This is a genomic window from Mycetocola sp., from assembly GCF_046716805.1.
In the GTDB taxonomy this organism is placed as follows: domain Bacteria; phylum Actinomycetota; class Actinomycetes; order Actinomycetales; family Microbacteriaceae; genus Mycetocola_A.
Genome location: NZ_JBKJWH010000083.1, coordinates 1 through 25,088 on the forward strand (window position 1 = coordinate 1; position 25,088 = coordinate 25,088).

The following is a 25,088-nucleotide window of genomic DNA, read 5'->3' on the forward strand; positions in this document are numbered from 1 at the left end:
GCACCTCGGTGGCGACGAAACCGGGCGCGACGGCTTGCGATGGGTCGGCCGCATGCGTCGGCAGGGTTCGCGTGGCCCCGCCTGCGGCGACCTCCGCGGACGGCTGTTCGACCGCCTGGTGCTCAGCGGGAATGTCAACAGCATCTGCGGGCCGCTCGACGACGGGCGACTCGGCGTTCGGCTGAGCGGAGGCGTGTGCCTGATGCGCCGCGAATTGATCATTCGTACTCGGCATGGCGGGCGAAGCCGAAGAAGCCGCCTGATCGGGCTGGTAGGCGACCGCCGCGACCGCTGCCCCGGCCGCTGGAGCCGGGAAGAGGGGGGCGGCCCGGTCGTCGACCGGCAGCGGATCCGGCTGGGACCCCTTGCGCCGATAGGCGGCGAACTGGCCTGGCCCTGCCTGTGGCATGGGCATCCCGGGGTGCCCGGGGTGCGGTGCAGGCTGCTGCGGCGCTGCTGCCGGGCGTTCCGCGCGCGGGCGACGAGGCACAGCGGATGCTGGACGAGCGAGCGGGTGGGCGCTGGTTTCGTGCCGGCTCTCGAACTCCGCACCGAAGACGGGAAGTGCTGGGGCGAGCGTTGTGACTGCGACAGCCACGAGGGAGAACACCAGGCCGACGATCACGCCGGCTCCAGGTTCGAGGATGTCGGAGCCCCCGCCGAACCAGGCCGGGAATCCGGCGATGAGGAACAGCGCGCCGAGGTAGAAGCCGGCGGTCACCACGGATGCGGCGGAGGCGAACTGGTCCGCCGACAGGGAACCGACCGCAAGGCGCCTGACCGTGGTGAGCCTGCGGACCACGATCAGAGCAGCAGCGGCGACGAGAACGAGCGCGGCGGGGATGACGAGCCAGCCCGCAGGCGCCCAGGCGTTGGCGTAGCCGAAGACATCGGCGTAGTCCCCGCTGAGGAACGGCAGGAAGGAAGCGATGAGGACGAGTGCAGCCGCCCCGAGGAAGATCACCTCACGCAGCGTGAACGGGCCCACCCCGTACGGCACGCCGTTCGGGTCGGTCCTCGGCCGGGGCTGGCGTGGCTGGCGCTGCTGTGCCGGCAGGGCGGGGGCTGGCTGCGGGGGGTAGGCCGTGGAATACGGCTGCTGGAGCGCCTGCCCCTGAGCCGGATAGACAGGCTGCGGCGGTTGCGCCTCGGCCGGATATGGCTGCTGCGGGTATCCGCCGGGCTGAGCATGCGGCTGTTGCGGCGCGAACGGAGCCTGCTGCGGCTCCCCTGGGACCGGCCCGGTGCCTTGAGGCTCGGGTGTGTTCGGGTTCGACATGGGGAATCCTTCGTTTCTGGCAGTGCTGACGGTCGCCGCGCGGGCGGGAGGTGTCGGGTTAGAGCGTAGTGTCAACCGAGGCAGTTCGGCCCGAGCAGGGATTTCAGCTCGCCGAACAGGTCGGGCGTCACCTTCACCGGGTACGGGATTTCGAAGACGCGTGCGACGTCGCCACGGACCAGCTTCAGCCGCACCTCGGCGTCACCGGAGTGGCGGGTGAGGATGCCGCCCAGTTGCGTCACCAGTTCGGTCGTCGCACGGGCGTCCGGCATGGTGAGCGTCAGCGGGCCTGACACTCCGCCATGGTCGACCTCGGGCGAGAAGATGCTGTAGGCATGCAGATTCATGCCGTCGTCGCGCATGCTGACCCGGCCGCGAACGACGACCACGGAGTCATTGATGAGGGTGGGCGCGAACTCCAGGTAGGCCTTACCCATGAACATGACGGTGATTTCGCCACCGAAGTCCTCGACCTGGATCATCCCGTACTGGTTTCCGGAAGTCTTGGCGACCCGGTGCTGCACACTCGTGACCAGGCCGGCGATGGTGACCGTGTCGCCATCCTGGGTGTGTTCGGAGGTGAGCAGGTCGGTGATCGTCGTCGTGGCGTGCTTGGCTAGCTGCAGTTCGAGGCCCGCGAGCGGGTGGTCCGATACGTACAGCCCGAGCATCTCCCGTTCGAAGGCGAGCTTGTCCTTCTTTGACCACTCGGGTCGGTCGGGTGCGGACTCCGCCGGCGCATCGAGGTCGAAGATGCCTCCGAACAGATCCACCTGGCCGTTGGCCTCGTTGCGTTTGAGGCTGACAGCGCTGTCGACGGCGTCCTCGTGGACCTCGATCAGGCCACGGCGCGTCGCGCCGAGCGAGTCGAACGCCCCGGCCTTGATGAGCGACTCGATGGTGCGTTTGTTGGCCACCTGCAGCGGCACCTTGCGGAGGAAGTCATGGAACGAGGTGAACTCGCCCTCCGCCTCACGGGCGGCGCGGATCGCCTCGACGACGTTGAACCCGACGTTGCGGACAGCGCCGAGTCCGAACCGGATGTCTTCCCCAACGGCCGCAAAGAATCCGATCGACTGGTTCACGTCCGGCGGCAGGACCTGAATGCCCATCCGGCGGCACTCGTTGAGGTAGATGGCGGCTTTGTCCTTGGAGTCGCCGACGCTCGTCAGCAACGCAGCCATGTATTCGGCGGGGTAGTGGGCCTTGAGGTAGGCGGTCCAGTACGACACGACGCCGTAGGCCGCCGAGTGGGCCTTGTTGAAGGCGTAGTCGGAGAACGGCAGCAGGATGTCCCACACGGCCTTGATCGCCGGGTCTGAGTAGCCGCGCTCCCGCATGCCGCCGCTGAAGCCCTCGAACTGCTTGTCGAGTTCGGACTTCTTCTTTTTGCCCATCGCGCGACGGAGGATGTCCGCCTGGCCGAGCGAGAAGCCGGCCAGCTTCTGCGCGACGCTCATGACCTGTTCCTGATAGATGATCAGGCCATGCGTTCCACCGAGGATCTCCTCGAGCGGTTCCTCGAGTTCAGGATGGATCGGCGTGATGGCCTGCAGGCCGTTCTTGCGCAGCGCGTAGTTGGTGTGCGAATCGGCGCCCATGGGGCCCGGGCGGTACAGCGCGATCACCGCGGAGATGTCTTCGAAGTTGTCTGGTTTCATCAGCCGCAGAAGGCTGCGCATCGGTCCGCCGTCGAGCTGGAACACCCCGAGGGTGTCGCCGCGGGCGAGGAGTTCATACGCACCGGGATCATCGAGGGCGAGCTCCTCGAGTTCGATCCGGGTGCCGCGGTTCGACTCGATGTTGTCGAGAGCGTCGCTCACGATCGTGAGGTTGCGCAGTCCGAGGAAGTCCATCTTGATCAGCCCGAGGGCTTCACAGGCCGGGTAGTCGAACTGCGTGACGATCTGGCCGTCCTGCTCACGCTTCATGATCGGGATGATGTCGATCAGCGGGTCGCTCGACATGATGACGCCGGCGGCGTGCACGCCCCATTGACGCTTGAGGTTCTCGATGCCGAGCGCGGTGTCGAAGACGGTCCTCGCTTCGGCATCCGTCTCGACGATCGTGCGGATGTCGACGGCCTCTTTGTAGCGGGGGTGCGTCTTGTCGAAGATCCCGGTGAGCGGGACGTCCTTGCCCATGACGGGCGGCGGCATCGCTTTGGTGAGCTTGTCGCCCATCCCGAAAGGGAACCCGAGCACTCGGGAGGAGTCCTTGAGCGCCTGCTTTGCCTTGATCGTTCCGTAAGTCACGATCTGGGCGACGCGCTCATCGCCGTACTTCCTGGTGACGTAGTTGATCACTTCACCACGTCGCCGATCATCGAAGTCGACGTCGAAGTCGGGCATCGAAACGCGGTCCGGGTTGAGGAACCGCTCGAAGATGAGACCGTGAACGAGCGGATCGAGGTCCGTGATTTTCATCGCGTACGCGACCATCGACCCGGCGCCGGAGCCACGACCGGGGCCGACCCGGATGCCGTTCTCCTTCGACCACTTGATGAAGTCGGAGACGACGAGGAAGTACCCGGGAAAACCCATCTGCACGATGACGCCGGCTTCGTAGTTCGCGCGGGCACGCACGTCGTCTGAAATGCCGTTCGGGTAGCGCGCGACGAGACCGCGTTCGACCTCCTGAATGAACCAGGTCTCTTCGGTCTCCCCGGCCGGCACCGGGAAGCGCGGCATGTAGCTCGCGCTTGTGTTGAATTCGACGTTGCAACGCTCGGCGATCGCGAGCGTGTTGTCGCAGGCCTCAGGGTGATCACGGAAGATCTGGCGCATCTGTTGCGCGGATTTCAGGTAGAACTCGTCGGCGTCGAATTTGAACCGGTTGGGGTCGTCCAGGGTCGACCCTGACTGGACGCAGAGCAAGGCTGCGTGGGCCTTCGCGTCGTGCGCGTGCGTGTAGTGGAGGTCGTTGGTGGCAACGAGCGGCAGGTCCAGTTCTTTCGCCAGCCGGAACAGGTCGGTCATGGTGCGGCGCTCGACGTCGATGCCGTGGTCCATGACTTCGCAGAAGAAGTTTTCCTTGCCGAAGATGTCGCGGAACTCCGCGGCAGCGGCCTTCGCCTCCTCGTACTGCCCCAATCGCAGCCGGGTCTGGATTTCCCCACCGGCACAACCCGTCGTGCCGATGACGCCCTTGGCGTATGTGGCGAGGAGGTCGCGATCCATGCGCGGTTTGAAGTAGTAGCCCTCGATCGACGCGAGCGACGACATCCGGAAGAGATTGTGCATTCCCTCGGTGGTTTCCGAGAGGAGCGTCATGTGGGTGTAAGCACCGCTACCGGAGACGTCATCGCGGCTTTGCGCGCTGGTTCCCCATTTCACGCGCGTCTTGTCGGTGCGGTGGGTACCCGGCGTGATGTACGCCTCGGTGCCAATGATCGGCTTGATTCCCGCCGCCGTCGCGGTGCGCCAGAAGTCGAATGAGCCGAACATGTTGCCGTGGTCGGTGACCGCGACGGCCGGCATCCCTTCCGAAACAGCGGCATCGATCAGGGGTTTGACGCGTGCTGCGCCGTCGAGCATCGAGAACTCGCTGTGAACGTGGAGGTGAACGAATGAGTCGTCAGATGCGGGCAAGACTTCTCCGGAGAACTTTGGGGTGGATATCCAGCCTAATCCTCACGGAGGACATCGAGCGCGTGCTGCAGGTCCGCGGGGTACGCCGCATCGTAAGTGACCCATTCCGCCGAGCCGGGGTGAGTGAAGGAAAGCTGCGCGGCGTGAAGCCACTGCCGGGAGAGCCCGAGGCGGGCCGCGAGCGTCGGGTCGCCGCCGTACAGCGGGTCTCCGACACACGGATGCCTCTGCGCGGCCATGTGGACGCGGATCTGGTGGGTCCTGCCGCTCTCGAGGTGGATCTCGAGCAGAGACGCACTGGGAAAAGCTTCGACCGTCTGGTAATGCGTGACCGACGGTTTCCCCTCGGCGGTGACGGCGAATTTCCAGTCGTGCTTCGGGTGCCGGCCGATCGGCGCGTCGATGGTTCCGGCGAGCGGATCGGGGTGGCCCTGCACGACGGCATGGTAGACCTTGTCGACCTCGCGGTCGTGGAACTGGCGTTTGAGGTGGATGTATGCGCGTTCGCTCTTGGCGACGACCATCAGTCCGGTGGTTCCGACATCCAGCCGGTGCACGACTCCCGCACGCTCGGCCGAACCTGACGTCGACACGGTGTACCCGGCGCCGGCGAGAGCCCCGAGAACCGTGGGACCGGTCCAGCCGACCGAGGGGTGAGCCGCGACGCCGATGGGTTTGTTGACGACGATGATGTCGTCGTCGTCGTGGACTACAGCGAGATCACTCACGAGAACGGGGACGACGACCGGCTCCTGGCGTGGGGCCCAGGTGACCTCGAGCCAGGCTCCGGCGTGGAGTCGATCCGACTTGCCCGCCTGCCGTCCGTCGACGCTCACACCGCCGGCCTCAGCGACCTCGGCAGCGAAACTGCGTGAGAACCCGAGCACTTTGGCCAGGCCGGCGTCGACCCGCGCGCCTTCGAGCCCGTCGGGGACGGGCAGGCTTCTGGTCTCCATCAGGCGTCCGACCGGTGCGGTTCGATCTGAGGTTCAGCCGTTCCGGTACCAGGGACGGGCTGCGACCGAGTCGCGTCCTGCGCCGTGGCATCCGCGTCACGGGACTCCCCTGAAACGGTTCGGGTGCCGTCGAGGTTGATCCCGCGAATGGTGAGGAGGATGAACAGTCCCATGCTTGAGACGATGCAGATGTCGGCGATGTTGTAGATCGCCGGGATCATCCACGGAGTCGAGATGAAGTCGATGACGTGTCCGAGACCGAACGACGGCTCCCGGAACAACCGGTCAGTGAGGTTTCCGAGAACCCCGCCGAGCAGCAGCCCGAACACGACGGCCCACCCGATCGAACGGATGCGCCTGGCCAGGACGATGATCGCGACCGTGACAACGGCGGCGAGGATCGAGAAGATCCAGGTGCTGCCTGCCGCGAGCGAGAACGCCGCCCCCGGGTTCTTGACGAACTGCAGAATGAGCAGTTCGCCAAGAACCTTCACCTGCTCGCCGAGCGGCAGGGTGGAGACGACGAGGTGTTTCGTGAACTGGTCCAGTGCGAGTGCCGAGACCGCAAGGACTGCGAGCAGGACGAGCGCCCGGACGCTGGGAGGACCAGCCGGTGTTTTCTTGGGCAAGAACTTTATTCTGGCGAACTTTATTCTGGCGAGCTCAGGCGTTGGACTTTTCGCTGGTCACGTAGCCGGAGCCCGCACCCTGCGCGCCCGGACCGCCGTTGGCGTCGAGCTCCTTGAGCTGGCTCTCGATGTAGCCGCGCAGCTTCTGGCGATACTCGCGCTCGAAGATGCGCAGTTCGTCGATCTTCTTCTCAAGAGTTGAACGCTCCTCATTGAGGATGTTCATCTGTGCGCGCTGCTTGGCTTCCGCCTCGGCGACGACGCGAGCCGCGGTGGCGTGGCCCTCGGCGACGAGGGAGTCGCGCTTCTCGGCGCCTTCACGGACGTGCTCGTCGTGGAGACGGCGAGCCAGCTGGAGCAGGCTCGAGGACGACTCTGAGTCGTCCTGCGCCGACGCGGCGGGCTCGACAGGCGCTGCGACCACGGGGGCTGCGGCGGGTGCTGCTTCGGCGACGGGCTCGGCCTGGCGGCTCTCACCGGAGTCTGATCCTTCGAGGCGCGCCTTCAACTCCGTGTTTTCCTGCAGCAGACGACGCAGTTCGACGACGACCTCGTCCAGGAAGTCATCGACTTCATCCTGGTCGTAGCCCTCACGGAACTTGGTCTGCTGGAACTGCTTGTTGACTACATCTTCCGGAGTTAGCGCCATGGCTTCCCACCTCTTACTTGTTCGAGCTCGAATGGACGTGCTAACGCTAGCAAACACCGGCAGCGGCTGCTGGCAAAGAATCGGTTGGGCACGTGACTTACAGGATACCCCGCCGTGGGGATCAGCGCAGGAGCGCGTTCACCAGCGTCATCGCGACGATGACACACAGCATGGTGAGACTCCAGCCGAAGTCCAGGGCGAGGGCGCCGATCCGCACGGGGGGCAGGATGCGACGGAAGAACCGGATCGGAGGATCGGTCAGCGAGAAGACGATCTCGGCGGCGACCAGGCCGGTGCCTGTCGGCCGCCAGCGCGGCTTGAACGAGCGAGCCAGGTCAAGACCGAATCTCGCCCACATGACGAAGAAATACAGCAGGAGGGCGAAGTACAGAATGCCTCGGAGAAGCGAAAGAAAGGAGTCCACCCGTCAATTATTGCTGAGCGAAGAAGGTGGACTCTGCATCGGCGGCAGCGCCGCCTGCATCACCGAGCACAGCGACGTGTGCCGGGGACAGCAGGAACACCTTGCTTGTGACCCGTTCGATCTTGCCGTAGAGGCCCTGCGACAGGCCGCTGGCGAAGTCGATGAGCCTCTTGGCGTCGCCTTCGCTCATCTGGGAGAGGTTGATGATGACCGGGACACCGTCACGGAACGTCTCGGCGATGACCTGTGCGTCGCGGTACTGCTTGGGGTGCACGGTGAGAATCTCGTTGAGCTCGACCGGCGCCGCCTGCTTCGTCGCCGTTGGCCGGCGCAGCGGCGTCACAGGCGCACGGTTCTGCACCGCTGCCGGAGGCTGCGTGTTCGCGTTCGACGGGTTGTGCGCGACCGCCGCTGGCGGGGTCGTGGCGGGAGCAGTGGCCTGGTTATCCTCGTACTCGAGATCATCATCTGCGAGGCCAAGGTAGACCATGGTCTTCTTCAGCGGGTTGGACATCGCTACCTCCGTTTGTGCGGTTCCTACTTCTAGAACATTAACCGGGGACGGGCCGGTTACCCGTGATTGCGGTCCCAATGCGAAGGTGTGTCGCACCTTCGGCGATCGCCTCGCGGTAATCGTGAGACATTCCTGCCGAGATGCGGTCGGCATCCGGAGCCAGGGTCGTCACCGTCTCTGACAGTGCCCTGAGCCGGGCGAAAGCCCGCCTCGGTTCTTCGTCGAGCGGGGCGACAGCCATCACACCGAGCAGCCGGAGCGCCGGGGTGTCCAGCACCTGTTCGACGAGGAGCTGAAGCTCGCTCGGTGCGACGCCGCCGCGGGCCGGGTCGCTCGTCAGATTCACCTGGACGAAGCAGTCGAGCGGGTGGTCCCTCGGCGCGCCGAGGACCGTGACGAGCGCTGGGCGGTCGATGGAGTGCACGACGCCGGCGTACCCGGCGACCTGCCTGGCCTTCTTCGACTGGAGCTGGCCGACGAAATGCCACGTCAGGTCCTGAAGGTCAGCGAGCTCCTGAGCTTTCGCTGTTGCCTCCTGGTGCCGGTTCTCTCCGAAGTTCCGGAGGCCGAGCTCGTGCAGTTCGCGCAGCAGAGCAGCCGGGTGGAACTTGGTCACGACGATGGTCGTGATGTCGGATGCCGGCCGGCTGGCGGCTGCAGCGGCATCAGCTATTCCCGCCTGGACACGCGCCAGGCGCTCGGCCAGCGAGAGCTGGTCGAGCGCCTGGTCGTCGCCGTTCGGCATCGCTACTTGAGGAAGTCGGGGATGTCGAGTTCGTCCTCGTCGGCGAAGGCCGGGTCGGCTGACACCGGCGGAGTGGCGAGGGACTGTTCGGTCACCTTCCACGACTGAGCCGTCTCGGTGAGCACGGCGCCGCCCGCAGGCTTGTCGCTTCCACCGGCGGCCGCGGCAGCCACAGGAGCACTCGAGGAGACGCTGGCGGAGCTTGCAACGGCTTCACGGGCTGACTCGTTCTGCCGCGACGGCGGTTCGCCTCCGTCGAAGCCAGCGGCGATAACGGTGACCCGCACTTCATCGCCCAGGGTGTCGTCGATGACGGCACCGAAGATGATGTTGGCCTCGGGGTGCACGGCCTCCTGAACGAGCCGGGCGGCGTCGTTGATCTCGAAGATCCCGAGGTTGGAGCCACCCTGAATCGAGAGCAGCACACCGTGGGCGCCCTCGATCGACGCCTCGAGGAGCGGCGACGCAACAGCAAGTTCGGCCGCCTTGATGGCCCGGTCCGCCCCGCGCGACGAACCGATGCCCATGAGCGCCGATCCTGCGCCCTGCATGACGCTCTTGACGTCGGCGAAGTCGAGGTTGATGAGGCCGGGGGTGGTGATCAGGTCGGTGATGCCCTGGACACCGGCGAGGAGGACCTGGTCAGCCGTTGAGAACGCTTCGAGCATACTGATGCCGCGGTCGCTGATTTCCAACAACCGGTCGTTCGGAACGACGATGAGGGTGTCGACCTCTTCCTTGAGCTTCGCAACGCCGAGCTCGGCCTGCTGCTGGCGGCGGCGGCCTTCGAAGCCGAACGGCTTGGTGACGACACCGATGGTCAGGGCGCCGATCGACTTGGCGATGCGGGCAACGACGGGGGCGCCGCCGGTTCCCGTTCCGCCGCCCTCCCCCGCTGTGACGAAGACCATGTCGGCCCCGGCGAGGGCTTCTTCGATCTCTTCGGCGTGGTCTTCTGCGGCGCGACGGCCGACCTCGGGGTCGGCGCCTGCGCCGAGTCCACGGGTGATCTCCCGCCCGACGTCGAGCTTGACATCAGCGTCGCTCATGAGCAGCGCTTGAGCGTCGGTGTTGATGGCGATGAACTCGACGCCGCGAAGGCCGAGCTCAATCATTCGATTGACAGCATTGACGCCGCCGCCGCCAATGCCGACGACCTTGATCACGGCAAGGTAGTTCTGGTTTGTAGTCACGTCCGGCCTCCGGTAGAAACCCTCAACCTCAGGTTAAGGCTTAAAGTTATGCTCAGTATGCATTTCTTGAACCTGACGTTAGGCGCGACTTCACGCGAAAGCGGGATGAGCATCCGCGTGTCGCGAAGTCGGGAAATATTTCTGGGCGGCCGTCCTCAGCGGACGACGGCGACATCCGGTGATGTGACGTCGTATTCGGCGAAACCGGGTTGCGCTTTCATGAGCGCGGCAAGGGTGTACGCCTTCAGCGGGGCTTCCTCGGCGCTCCCCCAGACAACCGTCGTTTCGGCGTCCCGCAGCGTGAAGCGCACGTCGTCCTTCGTTGTCGCCGTGACCGTGTCGACCCGCGCGAAGAGGTCGCTCGGCAACGAGCGGAGCACGGCAGCGGCCGATGGAAAGCCCTCGGCATCGATTCCCCCGTCGACGGCGATCAGCGGGTATGCCCCCGGTCTGTCCGCTCCTGACTCGACCACCACTCCGGCGGCATCGACGAGAAGGAACCCGTCGCCGGTGTCGACCGCGCCCACCGGTGTGCGCTCGACCAGCCGGATCACGAGGGTGCTCGGCGGGCGGGCTTCGACGGAATAGGACTCGATCAGCGGGTAGCCGACCAATGCGGCCTTGATCGCGCTCTCGTCGACCATCGGAAACGGCGAGCCGAGCTGGCTCGAGAGGTCCGCGACGATCGCGTCGGAGCTGACACGCTCCGCTCCCTGGACCTGGATCGTCCGAACGGACAGGATCGGCGTGTAGGCGAGCAGGCACGCGAGCAACGCCAGGCCGACGATCCCGCCGAGAACCGACAGCCAGGTCCTGCGCCTGCGCCTGGACTCTGCGGTGAATCGTCGGACTTCCGCTCGTTCGATGCGCTTGCGTTGCTTCTGCGCCTCACGAAGATCCGGAGACCTCGGCGGCGTCGGACCCGCAGCCTGGTCGTGCTCGTTGGGCTCGTTGCGGGCAATCGGAGCGAACGGAATAGGGTCGGCGGGTGCGGCCGGCGCCGCAACGCCCTGTCGGGGCGCGCGCCCCGGGCGCGACGAATCCGGTCGGCTCGGCTCGGGTTTCGACGGTCGCTGGGGGGTGAACCCTGAGGGCCGCTTCACGTCTAGCGCCTGGCAGCGGTGAGGGAACCGAGCAGCTGGGGAACGATCCTGTAGACGTCACCGCAGCCGAGGGTGATGACGTAGTCACCGGGCCGGGCGATCGAGGCGACGTAGTCGGCGGCTTCCTGCCAGTCCGGAATGTACGCGACCCGGGAGGCGTCCTCGAACCGGCCGGTGACCAGTTCACCGGTCACACCCGGCTCGGGGTCTTCCCGCGCGCCGTAGACGTCGAGGACAACGGTCTGGTCGGCGTGGGACTCGAGCGTCGCTGCGAACTCACCGGCCATTAGCCGGGTGCGGCTGTAGAGGTGCGGCTGGTGGACCGCGATGATGCGTCCGCTGCCGACGACGGTCCGTGCAGCTGAGAGCGCAGCAGCGACCTCGGTGGGGTGATGGGCGTAGTCGTCGAAGACGCTGACGCCGTCGACAGTGCCGTGGAGCTCGAACCGGCGTTCGGTGCCGCCGAAGTCAGAGATGGCGGCGAGCGACTCGGAGGCGCCGAAACCGAGACCGACGAGCACGGCGAACGCGCCTGCGGCGTTGATGGCGTTGTGCTTGCCGGGGACACGCAGCGTGGCGCCGTTGTCCTGGCCCTCGTAGCTCACGATGAACGACACGGGACCTTCGGTGCTGATCGAGTGCACCCGCACGTCGGCGTCCGGCGCTTCGCCGAACGTGAGTACGCGTTTACCGGCGAGTTTCGTTGTGACGCGGACGGCACCTGGGTCGTCCGACGAGATGACGACCAGTTCGGATGCCTTCTGGGCGAACGTCACGAAGGCGTCGTCGAACGCCTCAAGGGACCCGTAGTGGTCGAGGTGGTCGGCGTCGACGTTGGTGACGAGGGCGACGGCGGTGTCGTAGAACAGGAAAGAGCCGTCCGATTCGTCCGCTTCGACGACGAAGAGGTCTCCGGTGCCCTGTGCGCTGGAGACACCGAGGGATTCGATGACGCCGCCGTTGACGAAGCTGGGGCTTTCAGACAGTCCGAGCAGGCCCGTGACGATCATCCCGGTGGAGGTGGTCTTGCCGTGTGCGCCGGCGACGGCGACGAGGCGTTGCCCACTGACCAGGGCCGCGAGAGCCTGCGACCGGTGGAGGACGGGGATGCCCCGTTCCTTCGCGAGAACGTATTCAGGGTTGGTGGGCCACAGCGCGCTCGTTACCACGACGGTGTCCGCGTCGCCCAGGTTCGCCGCATCATGTCCGATGATCACCGTGGCTCCCAGTTCCCGAAGGGCTCCGATGTTGGCCGAGTCGCGAACATCCGAGCCGGTGACGGTGTGACCGGCGCTGAGGAACAGCCGGGCGATGCCGCTCATCCCGGATCCACCGATCCCGACGAAGTGCACGGTTCCGAGCTCGTCCGGAATCTCGGTGGTGAAGTCGGGTTTGATCACGCTGGGTGTTCTCTTTCGTTCAGTGGGCTGTGCGGGACATTAAGTTATAACGCATCGGGCTGGGCGTCAGCGCCGCGCGAGCGCCTCGGAGATCAGGTCGATCATCCGGCTCGACCCCTCGAGGGTCCCCATCAGCCGGGACTGCACCGCCATGTCCTGTACCCGCATCCGGTCGGTGAGCAGGGGAACGAGCGATCTCTCGATCCACTCCGTGGTGAATCGCGCGTCGAGCACGATCACCGCGCCCCCGGCGTTGACCGCGTCGGCGGCGTTGTACCGCTGTTCGCCGTTTCCGACGGGGTATGGCACGTAAGCAGCGGGGATGCCGAGGGCTGAGAGTTCGGAGACGGTCGCGGCCCCGGCACGGGAAACCGCGAAGTCAGCGACGGCGAGGGCGAGGTCCATCTGATCGCAATACGACACGAGGTGGTAATGCCGAGTGCCTGGGTCGCTGAGTTTCGACTTGTCCCCGGCGATGTGAAGAATCTGGTAGCCGGCATCGACGAGCGTCTGGCGTGCCGCGAAGATCGTTTCGTTGACGCGTCGGGCTCCGAGCGAGCCGCCGGTCACGAGGAGGGTGGGCCGGTCATCCGCGAGGCCGAAGAACTCTCTGCCTGCTTTGCGCGCCGCGTCACGATCGAGTCGTTCGATCTCGCGGCGAAGCGGCATTCCGACGAATCGGGAGTTGCGCAGTCTGGTCCCGTGGAAGGCGACGCCGACGAATGGGGTGTACCGGGCGCCGAGTCGGTTCGCCAGGCCGGGCTTCGCGTTCGCCTCGTGGACGACGATCGGAATGCCGGCGCGCCGTGCCGCCAGGTAAGCGGGCGCAGCGGCGTAGCCGCCGAACCCGACGACGACGTCGATTCCGTGCTCGGTGATCATCGACTGGATGCTCCGAACCGCCGCCGAGAAGCGTGGACCGAAACTGAATGCCTTCCGGTTGATGCGCCGCGGGAACGGCAGCTTCGCGATGGTGAGCAGTTCGTAGCCGCGTTCCGGGACGAGTCGCGCTTCAAGCCCTTCCTTCGTGCCGAGGACATAAACGCTGGCGTCAGGTTCGCGTTCGGTGAGGGCATCCGCGACGGCGAGAAGCGGGTTCACATGGCCGGCAGTTCCGCCACCGGCGAGGAGATAGGTGGTCACGATCGGAACCGCCCCTCAGGAGCGAGGCGCGGGGGCGAGGCCTGCTCCCTGGCGAAGGCGAGCACGATACCGATGGCGGCGAGTGAGGTCAAGAGAGCGGTTCCTCCTGCTGAGATGAATGGGAGGGGGACGCCAAGCACCGGGAGCAGACGGAGGACGACCCCGATGTTCACGAATGCCTGGCCGATGATCCAGACCAGGATGGCGCCGGTTGTGATGCGCACGAACGGGTCTGAGCTTGCACGGATGATGCGGACGAAACCGATGGCGAGCAGCACGAACATGACGAGAACGACGACCGCGCCGATGAGCCCGAGTTCTTCTCCGATGATCGCGAAGATGTAGTCGTTGGACGCGGCGGGCAGCCACGAGTACTTCTCGCGCGAGTTGCCGAGCCCGAGACCGAACACTCCCCCATTGGCGAGTGCCCAGGTGCCGTGCAGCGGCTGCCAGCACAGGTTCTCGTAGTCGAGGCACTCGTCGTCGAGGAACGTCATGATTCGAGCCATGCGGTTGGGGCTGAGGATCGCCATGACGATGAAAAGGAGAAGACCGGCGACGACGGGTACGACGAGGAAACGGAGTTTGACGTTCGCGAAGAACATGGCGCCGATCACGAGTCCGGCCATGATCACCACGGTGCCGAGGTCCTGCCCGGCGAGCACGAGGCCGAGGGCGATCGCTGCCACGGGGAACACAGGGATCAGCGCGTGTTTCCAGTCCGACAGCAGATCCATTTTGCGTCCGAGGACGGCGCCGAGCCAGATCGCAAGGGCGAGTTTGAGCAGTTCGGAGGGCTGGCCGTTGATCGGGCCGAGGGCGATCCAGTTGCGGTTACCGCCACCGTCGAAGCCAAGCGGGGTGAAGACGAGCATCTGCAGGATCAGCCCGGCGGCGAGGACAAGCCAGGCCCAGCGCTTCCAGAAGCTGACCGGGATCCTGCTGATCACAAGCATCAACGGAATGCCGAGAACGGCATACGTCGCCTGCTTCCAGAAGCCGCCGAAGAATCCCTTGTTGTCGAGGAACGAGTCGACCGATGAGGAGGAGAGCACCATCACCAGTCCGACCCCGACGAGGAACAGCGTCGTGCCGAGCACGAGCAGGAAGTTGCGTGACTGCGGTGTGAGGGTTCGCCCCAGAAGGATTCGGGCGGAGGATGCGACGGTGTCGTCGCTACGCGGTCGGCTGGTCGTCGGGGCGCTCATCGGTCAACCCTCCCCATCGTTCCTGCACAGCCTCGCTGAATCGTCGTCCCCGTTCGGCGTAATCGGCGAACTGGTCCATGGATGCCGCGGCGGGGGCGAGGAGAACGACGTCACCTGACGCCGCCACCCCTGACGCCAGCTTCACGGCCTCGGTCATGACATCCCCAGTGTGATCCGCCGTCACCTCGAACACCGGGACTTCTGGCGCGTGTCGTTCGAATGCAGCGAGGACGGCGGCCCGGTCGACGCCGATCACCACGGCCCCGCGGAGCCTTTCGGCGTGGCGGGACACCAGGTCGCCCACGTCCACACCTTTGAGCAGCCCTCCGACGATCCAGACGACCGACGGGTAGGCACGCAGGGAGGCGTCAGCGGCGTGCGGGTTCGTCGCCTTCGAATCATTGATCCAGCCGATGCCGCCTGCGGTGAGCACGAGCTGGATGCGGTGCGCGTCGAGTGCGAAGCCGAGAAGCGCCTGCCTGATCACCGAGGGCGGGACGCCGAAGGATCTGGCGAGGGCTGCCGCGGCGAGGATGTTCGCAACGATGTGCGGTGCCGCCAGTCCGACCGCGGCGAGATCGTCGACCGTGGTCAGCTCGAGCGCGGAGGTGAATCGATCGTCGAGGAACGCTCGGTCGACGAGGATGCCGTCGACGATGCCGAGATCGCTCGGTCCGGGCACGCCCAGTCCGAATCCGATGGCGCGGGCGCCCTCGGCCACGTCGGCCCTGCGGACCATGTCCTCGGTGACCGGGTCTGACCGGTTGTAGACGCAAGCGACGCGGGTGCGCGAGTAGACCTCGGCTTTCGCGTCGATGTACGCCTCGAGGGAGCCGTGCCAGTCGAGGTGATCGTCGGCGATGTTGAGGCAGACGCTGGAGTACGGGGTGACCTTGGCCTGTCCCGCCTGGCCGGCGAGGTAGTGCAGCTGGTAGCTGGAGAGTTCGACGACGAGAACATCGAAGCCCTGCGGGTCGCGGATCGCGTCGAGGACGGGGACGCCGATGTTGCCGCACGGCGCCACTCGCAATCCCGCTTCGGCGAGCATGGCCGCCGTCAACTGAACAGTCGTTGTCTTGCCGTTCGTCCCGGTGACAAGGATCCATTCGGCTGGCCTGCCCACCTTGTCGCGCACGCGCCAGGCGAGTTCGACATCTCCCCAGACCGGGATGCCTGCCTCAGCTGCCCACTCGAGCAGCGGGTGGTCGGGTACGAAACCGGGTGAGACGACGAGCACCTCCGGCCGATGGGCGACAAGCTCAGCCGGCGGGGCGTCGAGGTCACTTCTCACGAGCCGGACGCCGATCACGTCCAGCAGCCCGGAGCGGGCATCCTCCGCTTTCGAAGCGACGACAAGGACGTCTGATCCGAGTTCAGCGAGGGTGTCTGCAACCGAGAAGCCGGTGACACCGAGCCCGAGAACGCCGACTCGAAGGCCGGTCCAGTCGGCGTGCCAGCTGGTCAGGGTGTCCAGTCGGTTCGCCACCACTACCTCAGGATCCACTCGAGGTAGAACGTGCCGACACCGGCGGCCACGAGCAGTCCGCCGACGATCCAGAACCGCACGACGACCGTGACTTCGGCCCAGCCCTTGAGTTCGAAGTGGTGGTGGATGGGACTCATCCGGAAGATCCGTTTGCCCCTGGTCACCTTGAAGTACGCCCGCTGCACGATGACCGAGCCGGTCTCGATGACGAAGAGCCCGCCGATGAGGACGAGGAGCAGTTCGGTCCGGGTGAGGATCGCGAGGGCGGCGATCGCACCGCCGAGGGCGAGGGACCCGGTGTCGCCGAGGAAGATCGACGCGGGCGACGTGTTCCACCACAGGAACCCGATGAGGGCACCGCAGATGGCGGCTGCGACAATGGCGAGGGCCAGCGGATCGCGCACCTCGTAACACTTGTACTTCACGTCGTCGGCAAGGGCAGCGCCGTAGCAGGACTGGTTGTACTGCCAGAAACCGATGATGACGTACGACCCGATGGCGAGGATCGACGCGCCCGTGGCGAGGCCGTCCAGCCCGTCAGTGACGTTCACGCCGTTCGACGCTGCAGTGACGATGAAGCTGGTCCAGATCAGGTACAGCGTGACGCCGATGACGGGGCCGAGGATCATGAGATCGATCGGCAAGTCCCTGGTGAGGGAGATCGCCGTGGATGCCGGTGTCACGGCATCCGCACTCGGGAAGTTGATGGCGAGGATGCCGAACGAAACGGCGACGAGCACCTGGCCGAAGATCTTCGCCCAGCCGGTGAGACCGAGGCTGCGCTGTTTGCGGGTCTTGGTGAAGTCGTCGATGAAGCCGACGGCGCCGAGGCCGACCATCATGAACAGCACGAGAAGGGCGGAGACACTGATGGCGTCGCCGGTGATGAGCATGGCGGTGAAGAACCCGAACAGGGTGGCAGCGATGATGACCAGGCCACCCATCGTCGCGGTGCCTCGCTTGGCGTGGTGGGACTTCGGGCCGTCGTCGCGGATGAACTGGCCCCACTCCAGCTTCTTGAAGAGTTTGACGAACAGCGGGGTGAGGAACAGCGAGAACGCCATCGCGAGTGCGCCGGCGGTGAGAAGTGCTACCACGAGAACAGTTCTCCTAATCGGTCGCCCAGGAATCGCAATTGGGCAGAGTTCGAGGACTTCACGAGAACCGTGTCCCCCGGGGTGATCTCTGCAGCGAGGTAATCGTAGGCTGCATCCATATCGCCAAAGTACACGCTCTCGCCGTCCCAGGAACCTTCGTTGATGGCACTGATGTGCATTCGGCGGGCTTCAGGGCCGACCACGACGAGCCGGGAAATGTTCAGGCGAACAAGCTGCAGCCCGATCCGGTCGTGTTCTTCACCGGAGTATTCGCCGAGCTCGCTCATGGCGCCGAGCACTGCGATGGTGCGCTTGCCCGGCTCGGAGATCTGCGCGAGGGTCTTGATCGCTGCAGACATGGAATCAGGGCTTGCGTTGTAGGCGTCGTTGATGATCGTGACGTCATCCCGGCCACCGAGTACCTCCATCCGCCAGCGTTCGGCGCGGGTGAGGGTTTCCAGGGCGGTGGCGGAGCGGGCCAGCGGCACACCGAGCGTGTGGGCGACCGCGATCGCAGCGAGTGCGTTGGAGACGTGGTGCTCGCCGAGGACACGAAGCTGGATGTGTACCGGATCCTCACCAGGAACGCGTGCTGTGAAAGCCGTTCCGGTCCGGGAGCCGGAGATGCCGCTTGCGCGGACATCCGCCGCGGCGTTCTCCCCGAAGCGGAGCACCCGCGCCTTCGTACGCGCGGCCATCGACGCTACACGCGAGTCGTCGGTGTTCAGAACGGCGACGCCGTCTGCGGCGAGGTCGGTGACCATCTCGGTCTTCGCGGCAAGGGTCGCCTCGATGCCGCCGAACCCGCCGGCGTGGGCCAGCCCGACCTTGAGAACGACGCCGATGTCCGGCCTGGCCATCGCCACGAGCCTCGCGATGTCGCCGACTCCGCTCGCACCCATCTCGACGATCAGGTAGCGGGTGGATTCGGTGGTACGGAGCATTGTGGTCGGGGCGCCGACCGCGTTGTTGAACGAACGGATCGGGGCGACGGTTTCGCCTTCGGCCGAGAGGATCCGCTCGAGCATGTTCTTGGTGGTGGTCTTGCCATTGGACCCGGTGATCCCCACGACGGTCAGGTTGCCATCGGCGCGGACCCGCTCGACGACGAAGCGAGCCAGTTCGCCGAGTGCCATCACGGCATCCGCGACGACGATCTGAGCCACGGCCGCATCGACCTCGTGCTCGACGATGGCGAGGACCGCCCCACGGTCAACCGCCGCATCGACGAACAGGTGACCGTCGGTGTCGTCGCCACGCTTGGCGACGAACACCCCGCCAGGCACGATCTCACGGGAGTCGGTCTCGACCGGGCCGTCCACGATCGTACTCCCGGTGGCATCCGTTCCCGCGGCGTGCAGGGTGCCGGAGAGCCGGTCTGAGATCTCTGACAGCGTCAATCGAATCATGTGAATGTATCTTTCCGGCACGCTCGGTGTCATGCGGCCTGCGCGAGTGGAGCATCGACTCGCGCCCTTGGTTTAGTAGGTCCCCGGGTAGTTCGCGCCGGGGGTCGTCGACGGTGGGATTCCGTACTTCTTGATCACCTGGAGGACCGCTTCTTTGAACACGGGTGCTGCCGCCGCTGACGACCGCTTGTACAGCGGGTCTTTCAGGGTGACGGTGACCACGTATTCAGGATCGTCGGCCGGAACCGCGCCTGCCATCGATGAATAGAACGTGTCTTGAAGTATACCGTCGATGATCTGCTCACCCGTTCCGGACTTCGCGGCGACGCGGTAGCCGGGGATCTCAAGCGACTCGGACCAGAAGCCCTCGGTGACGACCGTCTCCATCATGCCGAGGGTCTCCAGGGCCGCCTTCTCGGAGATCACGCGTTGGGCTTTCGGTTCCTCAGGCACCTCGGTCACGGTGCCGTCGGGGTAGCTGCATCCCTCGACCAGAGTGAGCGGAAGCTTCTCGCCCATGTTGGCGAGGGCCTGGTAGGCGCCGGCGAGTTCGATGCCGGTGACGTCTACGCCCTGTCCGAACATCGTCGTGTAGTACGTCTGGTTGTCCCATTCTCGCCAGGGATGGAGAACGCCCTTCTGCTCGCCAGGGAAGCCGATTGCGCTGCCGTGTCCGAAGCCGAACGCGTCCAGGTAGTTGTAGCGCTTCTCCGGGCTGAGCCGTTCGCCGAGTTGGCTGGTGCCGGTGTTGGACGATGTCTGAAGCACCCCGGCGAGCGTCAGCTGCTGACGCTCGTGGGGGTGTGCGTCCTTGATGCTCGCCCCATTATCGGGCTTGTAGCGGTAATCGGCGACGACCTGCGACGCCGGCGTCGCAACCCCGGCGTCGATGAGGGAGGCTGCCGTGAGCGGCTTGAAGACCGACCCCGGTTCGAAGCGATCCTGAAACACCCGGGATCGCCTGTTCTCTGAGGCGGTCGCGGACACGTCGTTCGGGTCGAGGGAGGGGGCCTCGGCGATGGCGCGGACCTTGCCGGTCTTCGCCTCGGTCACCGTGATAGTGCCCCACTTCGCGCCCTGCGCCTGGACCTGTGACGCGACGAGCTGCTGGAGGTACCAGTTGAGGTCACTGTCGATCGTCAGCTTGAGCTCTCCGCCGGGTTCGGGTTCCTTGGTGATTTCCGTTGTCCCCGGAAGCGCCACGTTGTCTTTGCTTCGCTGGAAGGCCTGCTGGCCGTTCACACCGGTCAGACACGTGTTCTGTGCGAGCTCGAGCCCCCCGAGCCCGGCATTGTCACTTCCGACGTAGCCGACGACGTTGCCGGCGACGGATCCGTTGGGGTACGTCCGGCCGGAGGTCTGCTGGGTGTAGACCCACCAGGTCCCCCGTTTCTTAAGGTCGATGAGCGACTGGTAGGTGGCATAGTCGACGCCCTTCGTCAGGTACGCGAAGTTCGACGACGGGTCGATCTTGAGAGCGTCTTTCACGATTTGTTGCAGATCTTCCGGCTTCTGGCTGGTGACGGCCGCGACCTCGGCCAGCGCTTCGGCCGCCGGTACGGTGACCGTCGTACCGTTCTCGTCCGTGCGGGTGATGTCGTCGACATCCTTCGGCGAAATGGTGACGTCGAACAGGGTAACGCTGCCTGCGAGCAGGACGCCGTTCGTGTCGACGATGTTCCCGCGCGGAGCGTACAGCGTGCCTGCACCCGAGGTCTTCTCGAGCGAGGCCGCGACGAGCTGGTCAGCCCGAACGACCTGGATGTCGACCAGCCGGACGACGAACGCTCCGACGATCATGACCACGCAGATGATCGAAACCGCCACTCGCCGTCGTGTCGAGACTGAGTGCTTCACCACGCGCTGTCCTTTGATCCGAGCCATCCTTCAGATCCGGCGCCTAACGGGTTTGTGGCGCGGGGATGCCATTTTCCAACGATAGAGGCGCGACCGGCTGTGCCGCGTCTGCCACGCCTGTTCCGCTTGCATTCGGGTCGACGGTCGCTCCTGGCACGGTGACGAGAGGAACGCCGTCGATCAACGAGTTCGCTACGAGGGTCGACGGGCCCACCGGGATCTCTGTCTCTTCCATCGCCGCGGCCGGCACGCCGATGACGGCGGCGTCTGAGAGACGGAGGTACGCGGGAGTGCCGTTGATGACCATGCCGAGTGCCTGGGCGTTGGCGGCGATGAACTGGGGCGAGGACACTTCGAGCAGGTCGTCGGAGGCCGCCTGCTGCTGCCAGGTGAGCGTCTGCTGTTGCTGCTGCAATGCTGAGATCTCGTATGCACCGTGGCTCAGCCCGACACTGAGGAGGAGCTGTGCCACCACCATCGCCAGGACACCGCCGATCGCGACGACCGCGTAGGCGAGCTTCGGCCGTGGGCGCGGGGTCGCGGCTGGAACGGCGCGAACCGGCCTCGGTGCGGTCTCGTGAGGGGTGGGAGCGAACGCCCCGCGGGGGAAACTGACTGCTGTGGCGCTCATGGGTTCCTCATTTTCAGTCGTTCAGCCGCGCGCAGCCGGACGGGGGTGGCACGCGGGTTATCTGCTTTCTCAGCGTCTGTGGCGAGCTCCGCTCCCCTGACGAGGAGCTTGAAGCGCGGGGAATGCTCGGGGAGTTCCACGGGCAGCCCAGCCGGCGATGTCGACGCCGCTGCGGCCTGCAGATCCCTCTTCACGATGCGATCCTCGAGCGACTGGTAGGAGAGCACGACGATCCGCCCGCCCACCTCCAGCGTTTCGAGGGCAGCGGGGATCGCCGCCCGGAGAACACTCAATTCGGTGTTCACCTCGATACGGAGGGCCTGGAAGACCCGCTTCGCCGGGTGCCCGGCGCGGGAGACCGCGGCAGGGGTGGCGTCCTGCAGAATCTGGACCAGCTGGCCCGAGCGGGTGATCGGCTCCACTCCGCGAGCCTCGACGATCTTCCGCGCGTAGCGGCCGGCGAGCTTCTCTTCGCCGTAATCCTCGAAGATGCGGCGGAGATCGCCCTCCCGGTAGGTGGCAAGGATCTGCGCCGCGGTGAGGTCGCTCGTGGCATCCATGCGCATGTCGAGTGGGGCGTCCTGAGAGTAAGAGAAGCCTCGCTCCACGCGATCGAGCTGGAGCGAGGAGACACCCAGGTCGAACAGGACGCCGCTGGCGTGGGCGATTCCCAGGGAATCGAGCGCCTCACGGATGCCGTCGTAAACGGTGTGCACGGGGTGGAAGCGGGTGGAGAAACGCTTCAGTCGCTCTTCCGCTATCGCCAGCGCGTCGAGGTCACGGTCCAGCCCGACGAGCGTCAGCTCCGGGAACCGCTCGAGGAACGCTTCCGCGTGACCGCCCATCCCCAGCGTCGCGTCGACGAGGACGGCGCCAGGCTTGCCGATGGCCGGGGCAAGCAGCTCGATGCACCGTTCGAGCATCACCGGGGTGTGGATGTTGTTCAATTCCATGATCATTTCCGGAGGGCCCCTGGATCCTGATCCCCATCCATTCCGACCTGGCACCGGGGAAGTGTGCCAGGGCGCGTGAACGGCTGGGAGTCAGGTTTCAGGGACTAGAAGAGTCCGGGAATCACCTCCTCGGCGGTGTCGGAGAATGCTGCTTCCTGCTCGGCCAGGTAGGCCTCCCAGGCTTCGGTGTCCCAGATCTCGGCGCGGCTCCCCGCACCGATCACGGTGAGGTCGCGGCTGAGGCCTGCGTAGTTGCGGAGCGTGGACGGGACTGTGACGCGGTGTTGCTTGTCCGGGGTCTCTGCGCTGGCACCGGAGAGGAAGACGCGGAGGTAATCGCGCGCCTGCTTGCTGGTGACGGGCGCCTGGCGGATCTTCTCGTGCAGAGACTCGAACTCGCGGTTGCTGAACACGTAGACGCAGTGTTCCTGGCCGCGGGTCATGACCACTCCCCCAGCCAGTTCGTCGCGGAACTTCGCGGGAAGGATGATGCGTCCCTTCTCGTCCAGCTTCGGGGCGTAGGTGCCAAGAAACATCGCTACGCCCCCCCTTTCGCTCCGGCCAACCCCGATGTACTCCACTTTACTCCACTTCGCACCACAAAGTCACGAAAATCGTGATATTGGCGCACTCATCGCCTCGGAGAGCCCGCCGTTTCAACGCGAAGCGAGGTGGAGGGAATTGGAGCACTTTTGCCCCGCCGTGGAGTCCTCCGGCAAGAGCACGCTTCTGTCGGCCGTCTCCCGACCGCTTTCGGGCACAAAAAAGGGCCGACCTGGCGGTCGGCCCTGAGTTCAGGGAAGAAAGTGGAGGATCCGCTTAGCGGTCGCCCTGGCGCTTGTCCCAGCGATCGTTCATGCGATCCATGAAGGTCGTCGAGCCCTTCGGGCGGTTGCCCGTCGAGGCGGATGCGAAACCGCCCTTGTCGCCGGACTCTCGCGCGTTTGCCTTGCCCGGCGAAATCGCCACAAGGACGCCGGCGAGCATTACTCCGAAACCAAGGATGCCAATCAGGGGCTGCTGCAGGACGACACCGAGCACGAGAGCAGCGGCACCCACAATGGTGATGACGCTTCCGAGCGCGATACTTCGATAGGTGGGGCGACCGCGCCGATCTCCGACGGTCGACACGAAGTCGGCGTCGTTCCGGTAGAGGTTGCGCTCCATCTCATCGAGAAGCCGTTGCTCCTGTTCAGACAGTGGCATGATGTTCCCTCCAACTCGGGTGCGACACAGGTCCATCGGGTCAATTCTAGCCATGCTCAGATCGCTAGGCTAGCCGTGTGAGTGAAACTGCCAACCTGCACGATCTGGTCCAGTCCCGAATCGACATTTTCCTGCAATCGCGTGAGCCCATTCTCGCTCAGGTTGGAGCCGATCTCGCGCCGTTTTCTGCCTTCTCTCGGGAGTTTCTCAGCGGTGGCAAGCGCTTCCGGGCAAGCTTCTGCTACTGGGGCTGGAACAGCGTCTCCGGGGCGTCGACAGACCCGGCTGATGACCTCGACGCGGTGGTGTCTGTCGCCGGCGCGCTCGAGATCTTCCACGCCGCCGCGCTCATTCACGACGACATCATCGACAACTCCGACACCCGCCGTGGCGCGCCTGCCGCACATCGACGATTCGAGTTCCTCCACCGTGAGTCCGGTTGGGAGGGCAACGGCGATCCTTACGGCCGCGCTGCAGCGATACTCCTCGGCGATCTGCTCCTCGGCTGGAGCGACGAACTCCTCGACGAAGGCCTGACCTCCCTTTCCCAGGCATCCCGGCTGGCCGCGAGGGCAGAGTTCGTCCGGATGCGCACCGAAGTCACCGCGGGCCAGTACCTCGACATCCTCGAGGAGCGCGCGTGGCGTTCACACCCGGAAGGCGAACAACTCGCCCGAGCCGAACAGGTGCTGACCTATAAGTCGGCAAAATACAGCGTCGAAAGCCCGCTCGTCATCGGTGCATTGCTCGGAGGCGGGTCGGAACAGCAGGTAGCGGCCCTGCGGGCGTTCGGCCTTCCTCTCGGCATAGCCTTCCAACTCCGCGACGACCTGCTCGGCGTCTTCGGGGACGCCGACGTCACCGGCAAGCCGAGCGGCGACGACCTTCTCGAGGGGAAACGCACGGTTCTCGTGGCGCTCGCCCGGACGGCGCTGCCCCCGACCGCCAGGCGCATCTTCGACGAACTTCTCGGAGACCCAGATCTCACAGCTGACCAGGTTTCGTCCCTCCAGGCGACCATCCGGGAATCCGGAGCGGTCGAGAAGGTGGAGTCGATGATCGCAGACAACCTCGGGCGCGCGACGAAGGCGATGCACGGTGCCGGCCTCAGCGAAGAGGCGACAGCCCGCCTGCTTTCGCTCGCGGAAGCCGTAACCCGCCGCAACTATTGAGCTGCCGACAGGCCGGTCGCGCCGAATCGGTCAGGCCAGCGCCTGGGCGACCCTCCGTACCTCGGCCTTACGGCCCGCTCGAAGAGCATCGATCGGGGCGGCGCCGAGGCTCTCCTCGGTGCTGAGCATCCACTCCATTGCTTCCTCATCGGTGAACCGGGCGTCTGCCAGCACGAAGAGGGTGCCTCTCAACTCACTGAGCGGCAGGTCCTCCTCACCGAGGAAGTCGGCAGGAACACTGAGGACACCGTTGCGCTTGATCGCGAGGAGCTGTCGTTCTTCGATCAGTCGGCGAATCCTGCTCGGTGTGAGGTTGAGCTTCTCAACGAGATCCGGAATCGTCAGCCACTGTCGGTCTTCATACACATTCGTCACCGTACGAGTGTGACAGATCGGTCCGCCCAGCCGGACCCTCCCCCATGTTTCGAGCGTGTTACGCCAAAC

The 25,088-nt window shown here is 65.5% G+C and carries 22 protein-coding genes and 1 pseudogene; 1 reads left to right on the top strand and 22 read right to left on the bottom strand.

All coding sequences use genetic code 11. From position 1 onward, the window contains the following. The 21 genes and pseudogenes from ACLQ62_RS06500 to ACLQ62_RS06600 all read right to left on the bottom strand — a co-directional run. Nucleotides 1–1,279: pseudogene (locus ACLQ62_RS06500) on the bottom strand (hypothetical protein); the annotation flags it as partial. A gap of 71 nt (nucleotides 1,280–1,350) precedes the next feature. Further along, nucleotides 1,351–4,869, bottom strand: coding sequence for a DNA polymerase III subunit alpha (dnaE, locus tag ACLQ62_RS06505; RefSeq protein ID WP_411720835.1), 3,519 nt, complete (start codon nucleotides 4,867–4,869; stop codon nucleotides 1,351–1,353). A gap of 35 nt (nucleotides 4,870–4,904) precedes the next feature. Beyond that, on the bottom strand, nucleotides 4,905–5,825 hold the full coding sequence (locus tag ACLQ62_RS06510; protein WP_411720836.1) for an RluA family pseudouridine synthase: 921 nt from the start codon (nucleotides 5,823–5,825) through the stop codon (nucleotides 4,905–4,907). After that, nucleotides 5,825–6,454: a signal peptidase II gene (gene lspA / locus ACLQ62_RS06515; protein ID WP_411720837.1), complete on the bottom strand. Its 630-nt coding sequence runs from the start codon at nucleotides 6,452–6,454 to the stop codon at nucleotides 5,825–5,827. Before lspA ends, ACLQ62_RS06510 begins: the two co-directional genes overlap by 1 nt. 34 nt (nucleotides 6,455–6,488) lie before the next feature. Beyond that, nucleotides 6,489–7,103, bottom strand: a complete 615-nt coding sequence (locus ACLQ62_RS06520; RefSeq protein WP_411720838.1) for a DivIVA domain-containing protein — start codon at nucleotides 7,101–7,103, stop codon at nucleotides 6,489–6,491. Nucleotides 7,104–7,224: 121 nt separating this feature from the next. Beyond that, the gene (locus ACLQ62_RS06525; RefSeq protein WP_411720839.1) at nucleotides 7,225–7,527 is read right to left on the bottom strand and encodes a YggT family protein; all 303 of its coding nucleotides are present in this window, start codon (nucleotides 7,525–7,527) and stop codon (nucleotides 7,225–7,227) included. Between the two features lie 7 nt (nucleotides 7,528–7,534). Then, a complete protein-coding gene (locus ACLQ62_RS06530) occupies nucleotides 7,535–8,041 on the bottom strand; it encodes a cell division protein SepF (protein WP_411720840.1) in 507 nt (168 codons plus the stop codon). Between the two features lie 37 nt (nucleotides 8,042–8,078). Next, nucleotides 8,079–8,786 (bottom strand): YggS family pyridoxal phosphate-dependent enzyme, encoded by a 708-nt coding sequence (locus tag ACLQ62_RS06535; RefSeq protein WP_411720841.1) that lies wholly within the window; start codon nucleotides 8,784–8,786, stop codon nucleotides 8,079–8,081. 2 nt (nucleotides 8,787–8,788) lie between these two features. Next, nucleotides 8,789–9,979 (bottom strand): cell division protein FtsZ, encoded by a 1,191-nt coding sequence (ftsZ, locus tag ACLQ62_RS06540; RefSeq protein WP_411720842.1) that lies wholly within the window; start codon nucleotides 9,977–9,979, stop codon nucleotides 8,789–8,791. Between the two features lie 155 nt (nucleotides 9,980–10,134). Then, nucleotides 10,135–11,082: an FtsQ-type POTRA domain-containing protein gene (locus tag ACLQ62_RS06545; protein ID WP_411720843.1), complete on the bottom strand. Its 948-nt coding sequence runs from the start codon at nucleotides 11,080–11,082 to the stop codon at nucleotides 10,135–10,137. A 2-nt stretch (nucleotides 11,083–11,084) separates the two neighbouring features. Further along, nucleotides 11,085–12,482, bottom strand: a complete 1,398-nt coding sequence (gene murC, locus ACLQ62_RS06550; RefSeq protein ID WP_411720844.1) for a UDP-N-acetylmuramate--L-alanine ligase — start codon at nucleotides 12,480–12,482, stop codon at nucleotides 11,085–11,087. Nucleotides 12,483–12,548: 66 nt separating this feature from the next. Then, the gene (gene murG / locus ACLQ62_RS06555; protein WP_411720845.1) at nucleotides 12,549–13,625 is read right to left on the bottom strand and encodes an undecaprenyldiphospho-muramoylpentapeptide beta-N-acetylglucosaminyltransferase; all 1,077 of its coding nucleotides are present in this window, start codon (nucleotides 13,623–13,625) and stop codon (nucleotides 12,549–12,551) included. Next, nucleotides 13,622–14,833 carry a putative lipid II flippase FtsW gene (ftsW, locus tag ACLQ62_RS06560; RefSeq protein ID WP_411720846.1) on the bottom strand — a complete coding sequence of 404 codons (1,212 nt, stop codon included), beginning with the start codon at nucleotides 14,831–14,833 and terminating at the stop codon, nucleotides 13,622–13,624. The genes murG and ftsW overlap by 4 nt, the downstream gene beginning before the upstream one ends. Beyond that, the gene (gene murD, locus ACLQ62_RS06565) at nucleotides 14,802–16,322 is read right to left on the bottom strand and encodes a UDP-N-acetylmuramoyl-L-alanine--D-glutamate ligase (RefSeq protein ID WP_411720847.1); all 1,521 of its coding nucleotides are present in this window, start codon (nucleotides 16,320–16,322) and stop codon (nucleotides 14,802–14,804) included. The genes ftsW and murD overlap by 32 nt, the downstream gene beginning before the upstream one ends. Next, a complete protein-coding gene (gene mraY / locus ACLQ62_RS06570) occupies nucleotides 16,322–17,416 on the bottom strand; it encodes a phospho-N-acetylmuramoyl-pentapeptide-transferase (RefSeq protein ID WP_411720848.1) in 1,095 nt (364 codons plus the stop codon). The genes murD and mraY overlap by 1 nt, the downstream gene beginning before the upstream one ends. After that, the gene (locus ACLQ62_RS06575) at nucleotides 17,410–18,825 is read right to left on the bottom strand and encodes a UDP-N-acetylmuramoyl-tripeptide--D-alanyl-D-alanine ligase (protein WP_411720849.1); all 1,416 of its coding nucleotides are present in this window, start codon (nucleotides 18,823–18,825) and stop codon (nucleotides 17,410–17,412) included. Before ACLQ62_RS06575 ends, mraY begins: the two co-directional genes overlap by 7 nt. Nucleotides 18,826–18,897: 72 nt before the next feature. Then, complete coding sequence (locus tag ACLQ62_RS06580) at nucleotides 18,898–20,685, bottom strand: peptidoglycan D,D-transpeptidase FtsI family protein (protein WP_411720850.1); 1,788 nt, start codon at nucleotides 20,683–20,685, stop codon at nucleotides 18,898–18,900. A gap of 40 nt (nucleotides 20,686–20,725) precedes the next feature. Further along, nucleotides 20,726–21,313 carry a hypothetical protein gene (locus ACLQ62_RS06585; protein ID WP_411720851.1) on the bottom strand — a complete coding sequence of 196 codons (588 nt, stop codon included), beginning with the start codon at nucleotides 21,311–21,313 and terminating at the stop codon, nucleotides 20,726–20,728. After that, complete coding sequence (gene rsmH / locus ACLQ62_RS06590) at nucleotides 21,310–22,266, bottom strand: 16S rRNA (cytosine(1402)-N(4))-methyltransferase RsmH (RefSeq protein WP_411720852.1); 957 nt, start codon at nucleotides 22,264–22,266, stop codon at nucleotides 21,310–21,312. Before rsmH ends, ACLQ62_RS06585 begins: the two co-directional genes overlap by 4 nt. Nucleotides 22,267–22,370: 104 nt before the next feature. Continuing rightward, nucleotides 22,371–22,802, bottom strand: coding sequence for a division/cell wall cluster transcriptional repressor MraZ (gene mraZ, locus ACLQ62_RS06595; protein WP_196832242.1), 432 nt, complete (start codon nucleotides 22,800–22,802; stop codon nucleotides 22,371–22,373). Between the two features lie 283 nt (nucleotides 22,803–23,085). Continuing rightward, nucleotides 23,086–23,472, bottom strand: a complete 387-nt coding sequence (locus ACLQ62_RS06600) for a DUF3040 domain-containing protein (RefSeq protein ID WP_411720853.1) — start codon at nucleotides 23,470–23,472, stop codon at nucleotides 23,086–23,088. Between the two features lie 77 nt (nucleotides 23,473–23,549). On the opposite strand from ACLQ62_RS06600, the gene ACLQ62_RS06605 reads away from it, so the two are divergent. After that, nucleotides 23,550–24,644, top strand: coding sequence for a polyprenyl synthetase family protein (locus tag ACLQ62_RS06605; protein WP_411720854.1), 1,095 nt, complete (start codon nucleotides 23,550–23,552; stop codon nucleotides 24,642–24,644). Between the two features lie 30 nt (nucleotides 24,645–24,674). Here the strand turns inward: ACLQ62_RS06605 and ACLQ62_RS06610 are convergent, their stop codons facing one another. Continuing rightward, nucleotides 24,675–25,019 (bottom strand): Rv2175c family DNA-binding protein, encoded by a 345-nt coding sequence (locus ACLQ62_RS06610; RefSeq protein WP_411720855.1) that lies wholly within the window; start codon nucleotides 25,017–25,019, stop codon nucleotides 24,675–24,677. Nucleotides 25,020–25,088: the final 69 nt, after the last annotated feature.

Coding starts and splice junctions, on each gene's coding strand:
- ACLQ62_RS06510 (WP_411720836.1), bottom strand. CDS start 5,825: ATGGAGACCAGAAGCCTGCCCGTCCCCGACGGGCTCGAAGGCGCGCGG.
- ACLQ62_RS06520 (WP_411720838.1), bottom strand. CDS start 7,103: ATGGCGCTAACTCCGGAAGATGTAGTCAACAAGCAGTTCCAGCAGACC.
- ACLQ62_RS06530 (WP_411720840.1), bottom strand. CDS start 8,041: ATGTCCAACCCGCTGAAGAAGACCATGGTCTACCTTGGCCTCGCAGAT.
- ACLQ62_RS06535 (WP_411720841.1), bottom strand. CDS start 8,786: ATGCCGAACGGCGACGACCAGGCGCTCGACCAGCTCTCGCTGGCCGAG.
- ftsW (WP_411720846.1), bottom strand. CDS start 14,833: ATGAGCGCCCCGACGACCAGCCGACCGCGTAGCGACGACACCGTCGCA.
- ACLQ62_RS06575 (WP_411720849.1), bottom strand. CDS start 18,825: ATGATTCGATTGACGCTGTCAGAGATCTCAGACCGGCTCTCCGGCACC.
- ACLQ62_RS06585 (WP_411720851.1), bottom strand. CDS start 21,313: ATGAGCGCCACAGCAGTCAGTTTCCCCCGCGGGGCGTTCGCTCCCACC.
- rsmH (WP_411720852.1), bottom strand. CDS start 22,266: ATGGAATTGAACAACATCCACACCCCGGTGATGCTCGAACGGTGCATC.
- mraZ (WP_196832242.1), bottom strand. CDS start 22,802: ATGTTTCTTGGCACCTACGCCCCGAAGCTGGACGAGAAGGGACGCATC.
- ACLQ62_RS06600 (WP_411720853.1), bottom strand. CDS start 23,472: ATGCCACTGTCTGAACAGGAGCAACGGCTTCTCGATGAGATGGAGCGC.